Annotated in this window: 14 protein-coding genes; 6 read left to right on the plus strand and 8 right to left on the minus strand. The window is 68.1% G+C overall.

All coding sequences use genetic code 11. The annotated features are described in order from the left end of the window. The first annotated feature begins 44 nt into the window (after positions 1 to 44). Positions 45 to 1,490, plus strand: a complete 1,446-nt coding sequence (locus ESD82_RS04355; protein ID WP_024845682.1) for an aldehyde dehydrogenase family protein — start codon at positions 45 to 47, stop codon at positions 1,488 to 1,490. A gap of 14 nt (positions 1,491 to 1,504) precedes the next feature. Next, the gene (locus ESD82_RS04360) at positions 1,505 to 2,248 is read left to right on the plus strand and encodes an SDR family oxidoreductase (protein ID WP_024845683.1); all 744 of its coding nucleotides are present in this window, start codon (positions 1,505 to 1,507) and stop codon (positions 2,246 to 2,248) included. Here ESD82_RS04360 and ESD82_RS04365 read toward each other — a convergent pair. The 5 genes from ESD82_RS04365 to ESD82_RS04385 form a co-directional block, all read right to left on the minus strand. Beyond that, positions 2,245 to 2,972, minus strand: a protein-coding gene (locus ESD82_RS04365) for an IS5 family transposase (protein ID WP_151208809.1) whose coding sequence is annotated in 2 segments (ribosomal slippage) — positions 2,245 to 2,658 and positions 2,661 to 2,972 — 726 coding nt in all. Because the reading frame shifts where the segments join, the coding sequence is not laid out codon by codon here. The genes ESD82_RS04360 and ESD82_RS04365 overlap by 4 nt on opposite strands. 88 nt (positions 2,973 to 3,060) lie before the next feature. Next, positions 3,061 to 3,906 carry a metal ABC transporter permease gene (locus ESD82_RS04370; protein ID WP_036747659.1) on the minus strand — a complete coding sequence of 282 codons (846 nt, stop codon included), beginning with the start codon at positions 3,904 to 3,906 and terminating at the stop codon, positions 3,061 to 3,063. Then, the gene (locus ESD82_RS04375) at positions 3,906 to 4,766 is read right to left on the minus strand and encodes a metal ABC transporter permease (RefSeq protein ID WP_024844744.1); all 861 of its coding nucleotides are present in this window, start codon (positions 4,764 to 4,766) and stop codon (positions 3,906 to 3,908) included. The genes ESD82_RS04370 and ESD82_RS04375 overlap by 1 nt, the downstream gene beginning before the upstream one ends. Then, positions 4,763 to 5,632, minus strand: a complete 870-nt coding sequence (locus ESD82_RS04380; protein ID WP_024844743.1) for a manganese/iron ABC transporter ATP-binding protein — start codon at positions 5,630 to 5,632, stop codon at positions 4,763 to 4,765. Before ESD82_RS04380 ends, ESD82_RS04375 begins: the two co-directional genes overlap by 4 nt. Beyond that, positions 5,625 to 6,530: a metal ABC transporter substrate-binding protein gene (locus ESD82_RS04385; RefSeq protein WP_147428907.1), complete on the minus strand. Its 906-nt coding sequence runs from the start codon at positions 6,528 to 6,530 to the stop codon at positions 5,625 to 5,627. Before ESD82_RS04385 ends, ESD82_RS04380 begins: the two co-directional genes overlap by 8 nt. A 106-nt stretch (positions 6,531 to 6,636) precedes the next feature. On the opposite strand from ESD82_RS04385, the gene ESD82_RS04390 reads away from it, so the two are divergent. Beyond that, a complete protein-coding gene (locus tag ESD82_RS04390) occupies positions 6,637 to 7,059 on the plus strand; it encodes a Fur family transcriptional regulator (protein WP_024844741.1) in 423 nt (140 codons plus the stop codon). Beyond that, a complete protein-coding gene (locus ESD82_RS04395; protein ID WP_208852026.1) occupies positions 7,056 to 7,415 on the plus strand; it encodes a YigZ family protein in 360 nt (119 codons plus the stop codon). The genes ESD82_RS04390 and ESD82_RS04395 overlap by 4 nt, the downstream gene beginning before the upstream one ends. Here the strand turns inward: ESD82_RS04395 and ESD82_RS04400 are convergent. From ESD82_RS04400 to pth, 3 genes are read right to left on the minus strand one after another with little or no spacing between them, the layout of a single operon-like run. Beyond that, positions 7,412 to 7,786, minus strand: a complete 375-nt coding sequence (locus ESD82_RS04400; protein ID WP_147428906.1) for a DUF2237 family protein — start codon at positions 7,784 to 7,786, stop codon at positions 7,412 to 7,414. The genes ESD82_RS04395 and ESD82_RS04400 overlap by 4 nt on opposite strands. Position 7,787: 1 nt before the next feature. Continuing rightward, complete coding sequence (locus ESD82_RS04405) at positions 7,788 to 8,840, minus strand: DUF2332 domain-containing protein (protein WP_028709937.1); 1,053 nt, start codon at positions 8,838 to 8,840, stop codon at positions 7,788 to 7,790. Continuing rightward, positions 8,837 to 9,544: an aminoacyl-tRNA hydrolase gene (gene pth, locus ESD82_RS04410; RefSeq protein WP_147428905.1), complete on the minus strand. Its 708-nt coding sequence runs from the start codon at positions 9,542 to 9,544 to the stop codon at positions 8,837 to 8,839. Before pth ends, ESD82_RS04405 begins: the two co-directional genes overlap by 4 nt. A 196-nt stretch (positions 9,545 to 9,740) precedes the next feature. Here pth and ESD82_RS04415 point away from each other — a divergent pair, with 196 nt between their 5' ends. Both ESD82_RS04415 and clpX read left to right on the plus strand, forming a co-directional pair. Continuing rightward, positions 9,741 to 10,370 carry an ATP-dependent Clp protease proteolytic subunit gene (locus tag ESD82_RS04415; protein ID WP_147428904.1) on the plus strand — a complete coding sequence of 210 codons (630 nt, stop codon included), beginning with the start codon at positions 9,741 to 9,743 and terminating at the stop codon, positions 10,368 to 10,370. A 183-nt stretch (positions 10,371 to 10,553) separates the two neighbouring features. Beyond that, positions 10,554 to 11,819, plus strand: a complete 1,266-nt coding sequence (gene clpX, locus ESD82_RS04420) for an ATP-dependent Clp protease ATP-binding subunit ClpX (RefSeq protein WP_024844735.1) — start codon at positions 10,554 to 10,556, stop codon at positions 11,817 to 11,819. The last annotated feature ends 260 nt before the right edge of the window (positions 11,820 to 12,079 follow it).

Below are 12,079 nucleotides of genomic sequence, written 5' to 3' on the forward strand. Positions count from 1 at the left end.
GCCGTCACGCTGCGCCCAGGCGAATCCCGCAGAACGGAGGTGACATGCGCGACGACCCGATCCTGCCGCCGGCGCGAAACCTGATCGGCGGCGCCTGGCTGCCGGCCGCCTCGGGGTGCGAGATGGCGATGATCTCGCCCATCGACGGCCGGCCTTTTGCCGCCATCGCCGATTCCGGTCCCAAGGATGTCGACGCGGCGATCCGCGCCGCCCGTGCCGCCTTCGAGGGCGACTGGGGCCGGCTGACCGCCGCCGAGCGCGGCCGGCTGATGCTGCGTCTGGCCCTGCGCATCGAGGCCGAGGCCGAGGCGCTTGCCCAGCTGGAAACCCGCGACAACGGCAAGCCCGTCGCCCAGTCGCGCGCCGACATGGCGGCGCTGGCGCGCTATTTCGAATATTATGGCGGCGCGGCCGACAAGCTGCATGGCGAGGTGATCCCGTTCCTGAACGGCTATGACGTGACGGCGCTGCGCGAGCCGCATGGCGTCACCGGCCATATCATTCCCTGGAACTATCCGGTGCAGATCTTCGGCCGCTCGGTCGGCGCGGCGCTGGCCATGGGCAATGCCACCGTGACCAAGCCGGCCGAGGATGCCTGCCTGACCATCCTGCGCATCGGCGAACTGGCGGCCGAGACCGGCTTTCCGCCCGGTGCCATCAACATCGTCACCGGGCGCGGCGAGGTCGCCGGGCGGGCGCTGTCCGAACATCCCGGCGTCGATTTCATCAGCTTCACCGGCTCGCCCCAGGTCGGCCAGGCCATCCAGATCGCCGCGGCGCGCAATCACATCCCCTGCACGCTGGAACTGGGCGGAAAGTCGCCGCAGATCGTCTTCGAGGATGCCGATCTCGAGGCCGCCGCGCCGGTGATCGTGGGCGCCATCGTGCAGAACGGCGGCCAGACCTGCTCGGCCGGATCGCGGGTGCTGATCCAGCGCGGCATCTGGGACCGGCTGACGGCAATGCTGGCCGAGCGTTTCCGCGCGGTCGAGGCCGGCCCGGCCGAGGGCGCGCTGCTGGGCCCGCTGATCTCGGCCCGGCAGAAGGCACGGGTCGAACGCTATGTCGCCGAGGCCGCAGCCCCGTTGATCGCGCGGGGCGGCGTGGCCGCGGATGCGTCCGCAGCCGGCTTCTATGTCGCGCCGGCGCTGTTCGGCCCGGTCGACCCCCAAAGCCCGCTGGCCCAGGAAGAGATCTTCGGCCCGGTGCTGGCCGCCATCCCCTTCGACACCGAGGCCGAGGCGGTGGCCATCGCCAACGGCACCGAATACGGGCTGGTCGCCGGCATCTGGACGCGCGACGGCGACCGGCAGGCGCGCCTGGCCCGCGCCATGCGCTGCGGGCAGGTCTTCATCAACGGCTATGGCGCCGGGGGCGGGATCGAGCTGCCCTTCGGCGGGGTTCGCAAATCCGGCCATGGGCGCGAAAAGGGCTTCGCCGCGCTTTACGAATTCTCGCGGCTGAAAACCGTGGTTCATCGTTTCGCATAACAGGGAGAGAGAGCATGCGGCTGCAAGGCAAGACGGCATTGGTGACGGGCGGCGCCTCGGGCTTCGGGCGCGGCATCGCCGAAACCTTCGCGCGCGAGGGCGCGCGGGTGGCGGTGCTGGACATCGACGGCGAAGGTGCGGCGGCGGTGGCCGCGGGCATCGACGGGCTCGCCATCCCCTGCGACGTGAGCCAGGGCGACCAGGTCCGGGCCGCGGTGGAGAAGGCGTGCGAAAGCTTCGGCAGCCTCGACATCGTGGTGAACAATGCCGGCTGGACCACGCCGAACGGTCCGCTGCTCGACACCGACGAGGCGGCGTTCCGCAAGATCTACGACATCAACGTGCTGTCGATCTTTCACATGACCCATGCCGTGCTGCCACATTGGCGGACGCGCGGGCAGGGCGTGATGATCAATGTCAGCTCGACCGCCGGCATAAGGCCGCGGCCGGGGCTGAGCTGGTACAATTCCTCGAAAGGCGCGGTGAACACCCTGACCCGCAGCCTGGCGGCGGAACTGGCGCCCGAGGGCATCCGCGTGAACGCCATCGCCCCGGTGATGGGCGAGACCGGGATGCTGGAGCGGTTCATGGGCTGCGAGGACACGCCCGAGAACCGCGCCCGCTTCCTTGCCACCATCCCGCTGGGCCGGCTGTCGCAGCCGCGCGACATCGCCAATGCGGCGCTTTACCTCGCCTCGGACGAGGCCGATTTCATCACCGGCGTCATCCTCGAGGTCGATGGCGGGCGGACGGTCTAATTCACCGACACATATCTCCGCAACCATATGCGGATGGAGGCGAGTTGTACGGATGCGAGGAAATTGCCGTCTCGCTTGTCGTATCGCGTTGCGATGAACCGGAAATGTTTGAGTTTGCCGAAGAACCGTTCGATCTGATTGCGGGCGCGGCAGAGAACCGGATCGAAGGGAGGAAAGCGTTTTCGGGTCGGTATGGGACGGATATTGGCCCGGGCACCCTGGCCGGCGAGCAGGATCCGGCCCGCGCCGATGGGCCCGACCATATCGTCCCCCGAGCGTCCGTCATGCGCCTGGCCTTCGGTCAGGTTCAGGCGGATCGGGCGGCCGCGGGCATCGACCACAGCGTGGATCTTCGCGGTCAGCCCACCGCGCGCGCGCCCCATGCAACGGGATCGCCCCCCTTTTTCGGGCGGTTCGCCCCATGCTGGTGAAGCCGGATCGAGGACGGGTCGATCATCTGAACTTTCCCGTCATAAGCCTCTGACACGGCTTGCAGAATGCGCGCCCAATGGCCCGCCTTGCGCCAGCGGCTGAAGCGGTTCACGCAAGCCGTAAAGGGGCCGTAGCGCGCTGGAATGTCCGCCCAGGGCGCCCCCGTCCGCAGCCGCCAGAAGATGCCGTTCAACACCCGCCGGTCATCCACCCGCTTCACGCCGCGCACCTTCGTTGGCAACAAAGGCCGGATCACCTCCCGCTCGAGATCCGTCAGATCGAAGCCTGCCATCCCACCTCCTCATGCATGTGCAGAAGTGAAGCACAACTCAGCCCGCACCGGAATCCCGTCTCCGGAATCCCGTCTATGGGTATGTGACCTAGGGCGCCCCTGACCGGTCCGCGCCCTGCGCCCGCCGCGTGGCAATGCTGCGCCACAGAAAGGCCAGCGTGAACAGCGCCGTCAGCACCAGCACGATGGTCGGTGCCGGGGCGCTGTTCAGCCAGAAGCTGGCCCAGACCCCGCTGACCGCCCCGAAGGCCGCGACCCCGACCGAGGTGGCCAGCATGGCGGGCAGCCGCCGCGTCATCAGGAAGGCCACGGCCCCCGGCGCGATCAGCAGCGCCACCGCCAGGATGATGCCGACCGCGCTGAGCATGGCGACCACCGTGGCCGAGATCATCGCCAGAAGCCCGTAGTTCAGCACATGCAGCGCCAGCCCCGAGACCCGCGCCTGCACCGGGTCGAAGGCCAGAAGCGCGAAGTCGCGCCATTTCAGCACCAGCACCAGCCCGACCACGGCCGAGATGCCGCCGGCCAGCCGCAGGTCCTCGGGACCGACGCCCAGCATGTTGCCGAACAGGATATGGTCCAGGTGCAGGTCGGTCCGGATCGCGGTGTAAAGCACCACCCCCAGACCGAACATGCCCGACATGACGACGCCCAGCACGGTGTCGGCCTTGACGCGGCTGTTGTCCTGGATCCAGCCGGTCAGGGCCGCGCAGCCCAGGCCGGCCAGGAAGGCGCCAAGGATCAGCGGCAGGCCCGCGACATAGGCCAGCACCACTCCGGGCAGCACGGCATGGCTGACCGCATCGCCCATCAGCGACCAGCCCTTGAGCACCAGAAAGCAGGACAAAAGCCCCGCCGGCAGCGCGATCATCAGCCCGATCAGCGCCGCATCGCGCATGAAGGGAAAACTCAGCGGCATCACCAACCAGTCCATCACGCGGCCTCCTTCAGCGCCTCGCGGGCGCGGCGGCGGGCGGCAAGCAGGCCGTGCTTGGGCGCCAGCAGGAAAGCGGCCAGGAAGATCAGCGTCTGCAGGCAGACGATCACCCCCCCGGTCGCGCCGTCGAGGAAGAACGAGACATAGGCGCCAATGGCCGAGGTGAGCGAGCCAATCGCCACCGAGATCAGGATCAGCCGCGGAAAGCGGTCGGTCAGCAGATAGGCGGTGGCCCCCGGCGTCACCACCAGCGCCACGACCAGGAAGGCGCCGACGGTCTGCATCGCCGCGACGGTCGAGGCCGAGAGCAGGGTGAAGAACAGCACCTTCAGCGCCTGCGGGTTCAGCCCGATGGTGCGGGCATGGCTTTCGTCGAAGAACACCACCATCAGGTCGCGCCATTTCGCCGCCAGCACCAGCGCCGAGATGCCGCCGATCAGCGCCAGCTGCAGCGTGTCGCCGGGGGTGATCGCCAGGATGTTGCCCATGGTGATGGTCTGCACGCTGACCGCCATCGGATTGAGCGAGACCATGAACAGCCCCAGCCCGAAGAAGCCGGTGAAGATCAGCCCGATGATCGCGTCCTCGCGCAGGCCCGTGCGCTTGTTCAGAAACAGCATGGTCAGCGCGGCAAGCCCCCCCGACAGGAAGGCCCCCAGCGCGAAGGGCAGGCCCAGCATATAGGCCCCGGCAACGCCCGGCACGATGGAATGCGACAGCGCGTCGCCGATCAGCGACCAGCCCTTGAGCATCAGATAGGCCGACAGGAAGGCGCAGACGCCGCCGACCAGCGCCGAGACCCAGATCGCGTCGGTCATGTAGCCGTATTCGAAGGGGACAAGCAGCGTGCGGATCATTTCGGCGCCGCCTCTTCTTCGCGGGCGCTGCGCTGCTTGTCGTCGTAAAAGACCAGCGGGCGCTCGTCGTCCGACAGCACGGTCAGCGCGCGCGGGTCGTCGTCCGCATGCAGGTGCCGCGCACCCAGCACGAAATGGCGCAGCACGCCGCCGAAGGCCAGGCGCAGGTTGTCGGGCGTAAAGACCTCGGCCGTCGGGCCATGGGCCAGCACGGTGTTCTTCACCAGCACCACCCGGTCGCAATATTCCGGCACCGAGCCCAGGTCGTGGGTCGAGACCAGCATGACCCGCCCCTCGTCCCGCATCTGCTGCAACAGCTCGATGATGGCGGATTCGGTCTTGACGTCCACGCCGGTAAAGGGCTCGTCGAGCAGGATCACCCAGGCGCCCTGCGCCAGGGCGCGGGCCAGGAAGACGCGCTTCTTCTGGCCGCCCGACAGCTCGCCGATCTGGCGGTGGCGGAAGTCCTGCATGTTCACCCGCGCCAGCGCCTCGTCCACGGCGCGGCGATCCTCGGGCCGGGCGCGGCGCAGAAAGCCCATATGGCCGTAGCGGCCCATCATCACCACGTCCTCGACCAGCACCGGAAAGGACCAATCCACCTCCTCGGCCTGCGGCACATAGGCGATCAGGTTCTGGCGCAGCGCCTGCGGCACGGTCAGGCCCAGCACCCGCACCTTGCCGGCCGCGGCCGGAACGAAGCCCATCAGCGCCTTGAACAGCGTGGATTTTCCCGAGCCGTTCACCCCCACCAGCGCCGTGACCGAGGCTTGCGGCACCGTGAAGCTGGCATCCCGCAGGGCGGTGAAGCCGTTGCGATAGGCCACCGTCAGGCCGGATACCTCGATGCCGGCGGCCTCATGCATTGCTCAGCGCCTCGACGATGGTTTCCGAGGTCACGCGCAGCAGGTCCAGATAGGTCGGCACCGGCCCGCCGGCCTCGGACAGGCTGTCGACGTAAAGCACGCCGCCATAGCGCGCTCCGGTTTCGGCCGCGATCTGCCGGGCCGGCCGGTCCGAGACGGTGCTTTCCGAAAACACCACCGGGATATTGTGCTGCTTGATCGCATCGACCACGCGCCGCACCTGCTGGGGCGTGCCCTGCGCATCGGCGTTGATCGGCCACAGGAACAGCTCGCGCAGGCCGAAATCCCGCGCCAGATAGGAAAACGCCCCTTCCGACGTGACCAGCCAGCGCCGTTCCTCGGGCAGGGCGCGGGCGGCGTCGCGCAGCGGGCCGATGGTCCGCGCGATCTCGCCCTTGTAGCGGCCGGCATTGGCGCGATAGCTGCCAGTGCCCGCGGGATCGGCCTTGGACAGCGCGGCGGCGATGTTGTCGACATAGACCAGCGCCGTGTCCAGCGCCATCCAGGCATGCGGGTTGGGCTTGCCGTCGTAATGCCCGCCCGAGATCGGCATCGGCTCGATCCCATCGGTCAGCGTAGCCGAGGGCAGGTCGCCCAGGTTGCGCAGGAACTGCTCGAACCACAGCTCCAGATTCAGCCCGTTGCGCAGGATCAGGCAGGCGTCGCGGGCGCCGATCAGGTCGCTGGGGGTGGGTTCGTAATTGTGGATCTCGGCCCCCGGCTTGGTGATCGAGACCACTTCGGCCCGGTCGCCCGCCACGTTGCGGGCCATGTCGGCGATGATGGTGAAGGTGGTCGCCACCTTGAACCTGCCGCCCTGCGCCAGCGCCGAGGCGGGAAGGATGGCGGGGGCGGCCAGTCCGGCAAGGGCCGTGGTCAGGAATGTTCTGCGCTTCATGATCCGATTCTTCTGCTTCGGGCCTCGTTTCTGCCGCCGTTATCTGCGAATGATTCTCAACTGTCAAGCCAGTTGCAATTTTTTCGCAACTGGGCCAGAAAACCGCATGGAGATCGAAACCCGTGCCGAAGCCTTCGAGGCCGCGCTGCGCCGTGCCGGCGTGCGCATCACCCGCCAGCGGGCCGCGCTGCTGCGCGTGCTTGCAGCGGCCGAGGACCATCCCGATGCCACCCAGCTGCACCAGCGTGCCATGGCGGCCGGGGCGGGGGTGTCGCTGGCGACGGTCTATCGCACGCTTTCCGCGCTGGAAGCGCAGGGCATGATCCAGAAGCTGGAATTCGAGGGCGAGCCGGCGCGGTTCGAGCCGGCCGACGGCCACCACCACGACCACATGATCGATGTCGAGACCGGCGAGGTGATGGAGTTCGTCAACGAGCGCATCGAGCGCCTGCAGGCCGAGATCGCCGCCGAGATGGGCTACGAGATCGTCCGGCACCGGCTGGAGCTTTACGTCCGGCGCCGGCGATGAGCCTGACGGTCTTTGACAAGATCATCTCGGACCGTGGCTCGCGCTATGCGGTGTCGGGCGGGCCGGCGCGGACCCGCGCCGAGGCCGAGGCGCTGCTGGCCGAGTTGAAGCGCAGCAAGCGTTTCGCCAAGGCCACGCATAACAGCTGGGCCGCGGCGCTGTCCGGCGAGGCGATGCGCGACGACGACGGCGAAAGCGGCGCCGGCCAGATCATCCTGCAGATGCTGGAACGCGCCGGGCTGACCGACCATGTGGTGATCGTGACGCGCTGGTATGGCGGCAAGCATCTGGGCGGTGACCGCTTTCGCCATGTCGTCGATGCCGTGCGGCACTATCTGGCGCAGGTGGGGCGCTAATCCTCGCCCTTCACGGCATGGGCGCGCAGCAGTTCCAGCGGCACGATCTCCAGCGTGCGGGCATGGGTGGCCTCCAGCACCACCTCGGGCGCGGCGAATTCCTGCGCCGCCTGCAGGAAGCGCGCGGCGCAGAGGCACCAGCGATCCCCCGGCTGCAGCCCCGGAAAGCGGAACTCGGGCCGCGGCGTGCTGAGATCGTTGCCCAGGTATTTCGACAAGGCCAGGAACTCGGCCGTCACGATGACGCAGACGGTATGGCGCCCGCGATCCTCGGGGCCGGTATTGCAGCAGCCGTCGCGGAAGAAGCCGGTCAGCGGCGCGGTCGAGCAGGTTTCCAGCTTGCCGCCAAGCACGTTGAGCGCGGGGTCCATGTCAGGTCTCCTTCGGCTGCCAGTCGATCCAGCGGGCATGGAAATCCGCCCGGCCGAGGCTCCATCGCCGCATCCCGCCGCCGGCCCAGAGCCGCAGGGCCAGCGCCGCACCTTCGCCGCCGTCGGCCTCCATCGACAGATGCGCCAAGGGCCGTTCGGGGCTGGCCTTGGCCCCGGCGTCCTGCAGCGCGGCCTCGATGCGCCCTCGCGTGGCGGCAGGGAAATATTGCGCCGCAACGGTGTGATAGACAAGCCTGCCATGAGGACAGGATTCGGCCAGCCGGGCCGGCAGCCAGTCGGCCGCGTCGCCGCGATCCACCCGCGGCGGATACCGCTCGGCCAGCGCCAGCGCCGCCTGCATCCGCTCCAGCCGCGCGCGCTGGTCCGGCCAGATATAGGACAGCAGCCGCAGCCCGTCCCGCGCCGGATCGAGCGGGTTCAGGTCCACCCCCCGCGCCGCGCCGGTCGCCAGCAGGGCATGGGCCGGGATCGTGCCGCGCCATTCCGGGCTCAACCAGACCTCGGGTTGGCGCTCTCCCAGAAAGGGCGGATCATGTTCCGTATTTGCAACAAGACTGTAGCGCGGAAAGTTCAGGTTGAGTCCAGCACTTGCGCCCAGTTCCAGCAGATCGAGGCGGCACCGGCCGAGCAAGCCGGCCAGGAACCGGCCCGCCGCGATCAGCACCGCAGCGCGGGCGACCTCGTTGGTCTGCGGCGCATGCTCGATCCATTCCAGGATGCGGGATTGATTATCCTGAATTGCCTGGGAAATGCTTCGGTGGAGCACTGCGTCATTGGCCTCGGCATAGGCCTGCGCCAGTTTCGGGTCGTCCCCGTTCAGCACCAGCGCGTGCAGCGCGCCGCAAAGCCGCAACGGCACCGAGTCGGCGCGGTAGCTGGGATCGCCGGGCCATGTCCGCACCCGCCGCGCCAGCGCATCGTCCCCGGCCTCAAGGATCGGCGCCAGTTGTTCGCAGATCCGCGCCGTCAGCGGCGAGCCAAGCGCGCGGCAGGCCTTGGCCTGCATCGCGAAGGCATCGCGCCAGGCCGTCACCGGAACCGCTCGGTCAGGGCCCTGAGCCGGTCCGACAGGCTGGGCGGCTCGGCCGCGGGATCGTTGGCGGGTTTCGCCGCGGGCCTGGCCGGCGACGCCTTGCCGGGAAGCTCCGGCCGCGTGCCGCTGTTGCGCGGCGGCGCCACCCGCGCCGCGACCGCGTTCATGAAACGCGCATCGTCGCCCGCGGCCAGCGCCGCCGCGCCGTCCGAGATGCCGCGCAGCAGGTCGTCCAGCCCGGCCTCTTCGGCCTTGGCGAAATCCGACAGCACATAGCCCGACACGCGGTTCTTGTCGCCGGGATGGCCGATGCCGATGCGCAGCCGGCGATAACCCTCGCCGATATGCTGGTGCAGCGAGCGCAGCCCGTTATGCCCGGCATGGCCGCCGCCGGTCTTCAGCCGCAGCTTGCCCGGCGCCAGGTCCAGCTCGTCATGCAGCACGGTCACGTCCTCGGGGCCGAGCTTCAGGTAGCGCATCGCCTCGCCGACCGACTGGCCGGACAGGTTCATGAAGGTCGCGGGCTTGAGCAGGGCGACGCGCTCCTCGCCCAGCCGGCCCTCGGCGATCTCGCCCTGGAACCGCGCGCGCCAGGGGGGGAAGCCGTGGTCGGCGGCGATGCGATCGACCGCCATGAAGCCCACATTGTGCCGGTTCGCGGCGTATTTCGCGCCCGGATTGCCCAGGCCGACGATCAGTTTCATGCGTTTCTCCGTCGCTCGGGCGCCAGATTACCGGCCCGGCCGGGCAGGGGCAAATTTTATCGCTCTCTTGTCCTCGCGGCCCGGCGTTACTAAGACTCTGTCAACCTTTCGCGTCTAAGAGCGGTCCGGCGCGACCGCAGCCTTGGGACGAATCGCGAAACGGGCAGGCCAGGCAGGGACAAAAGCAAGGACAGACATGCACGATCCGGCAGAATTCTACATGAACACGCTCGTCCCCATGGTCGTCGAACAGACCAGCCGGGGCGAACGTGCCTATGACATCTTCTCGCGCCTGCTGAAGGAAAGGATCATCTTCCTGTCCGGCCCGGTGCATGACGGCATGGCGACGCTGATCTCGGCGCAGCTCTTGTTCCTCGAGGCGGAAAACCCGACCAAGGACATCAGCATGTATATCAACAGCCCCGGCGGGCTGGTGACGGCGGGCCTGTCGATCTATGACACGATGCAATACATCAAGCCGCGCGTCTCGACGCTGGTGGTGGGGCAGGCGGCCTCGATGGGCTCGCTGCTGCTCTGCGCCGGCCAGCCGGGGTATCGCTTCTCGCTTCCGAACAGCCGCATCATGGTCCACCAGCCCTCGGGCGGCTTCCAGGGCCAGGCGACCGATATCCTGATCCATGCGCGCGAGACCGAAAAGCTCAAGCGGCGCCTGAACGAGATCTATGTCAAGCATACCGGCCGCACCCTGCAGGAGGTCGAGGAGGCGCTGGAACGCGACCGCTTCATGTCGCCCGAGGAAGCGAAGGAATGGGGCCTGATCGACGAGATCCTGACGGCGCGCGGCAAGGCCGAGCCGGGCCAGTGATCACGGCTGCGGGAAGCAGCCGGAGGCCGGCGTTTTGGGGCCGGGGCGGACGTTTTGGGGATTGTGACGGGCCGGGGGGGCTCGTAACATGATGGGCAACGCATGGCGTGGCCTGGCCACGTCCGAAACAGGCGGTCGTCCGGCGCTTTTGCCGGGCTTCCGGTGTTATACGAGGATGAACTGATGGCCAATCCGACCGGCGGCGACAGCAAGAACACGCTCTATTGCAGCTTCTGCGGCAAGAGCCAGCATGAGGTGCGCAAGCTGATTGCCGGTCCCACCGTGTTCATCTGCGATGAATGCGTCGAACTCTGCATGGACATCATCCGCGAGGAGACCAAGTCCTCGGCGCTGAAATCCGGCGACGGCGTGCCCACCCCGCGCGAGATCTGCAACGTGCTGGACGATTACGTGATCGGCCAGGAACATGCCAAGCGCGTGCTGTCGGTGGCCGTCCACAACCACTACAAGCGGCTGAACCACAGCTCCAAGACCGATATCGAGCTGGCCAAGTCGAACATCCTGCTGATCGGCCCGACCGGCTGCGGCAAGACGCTGCTGGCGCAGACCCTGGCGCGCATCCTGGACGTGCCCTTCACCATGGCCGACGCCACCACGCTGACCGAGGCCGGCTATGTCGGCGAGGATGTGGAAAACATCATCCTGAAGCTGCTGCAGGCCAGCGAATACAATGTCGAGCGGGCGCAGCGCGGCATCGTCTATATCGACGAGGTCGACAAGATCACCCGCAAGTCCGACAACCCCTCGATCACCCGCGACGTCTCGGGCGAGGGCGTGCAGCAGGCGCTTCTGAAGATCATGGAGGGCACGGTCGCCTCGGTGCCGCCGCAGGGCGGGCGCAAGCATCCGCAGCAGGAATTCCTGCAGGTGGACACGACCAATATCCTGTTCATCTGCGGCGGCGCCTTTGCCGGGCTGGACCGGATCATCGCGCAGCGCAACAAGGGCACGGCGATGGGCTTCGGCGCCAATGTCAAGGAAGACGACGACAAGGGCGTGGGCGAGCTGTTCAAGCAGCTCGAGCCCGAGGATCTGCTGAAATTCGGCCTGATCCCGGAATTCGTCGGCCGCCTGCCGGTCATCGCCACGCTGGGCGACCTGGACGAGGCGGCGCTGATCACCATCCTGACCCAGCCCAAGAACGCGCTGGTCAAGCAGTATCAGCGGCTCTTCGACCTGGAGGGCGTGAAGCTGACCTTCACCGAGGATGCGCTGACCGCCATCGCCCGCCGCGCCATCAAGCGCAAGACCGGCGCGCGCGGCTTGCGTTCGATCATGGAGGACATCCTGCTGGACACCATGTTCGACCTGCCCGGCATGAACAGCGTCGAGGAAGTGGTGGTCAACGAGGAGGCGGTGGATAATCCCGCGGCCAAGCCCCTGCTGATCCACACCGATTCGAAAAAGGAAACCGCGACGGCGGGCTAGGCCCGCATCGCCTGCAGGCTCGGCCGGCCGCACCGGCGCCGGTCGGTTCCGCGCCGCGACGGCGCGCGCGGCATGGTGCAGGCGGGCCTTGGGTGCCGCCTTTTTCGCCGGTTCCATCCGCGCGCGTCCAGCCACGCGGAACACGTCCCGGGCCAACGGGCCGCGACCGGCTTGCCGGCGCGCGGTTCCCGGCCGTGCTGGGATCGGCTTGCCCGGCTCGGGCTTCACCGGGCTCCCGGCCCGGCGCCGGTCCGCGACTG

Source organism: Paracoccus pantotrophus (genome assembly GCF_008824185.1).
GTDB lineage: Bacteria > Pseudomonadota > Alphaproteobacteria > Rhodobacterales > Rhodobacteraceae > Paracoccus > Paracoccus pantotrophus.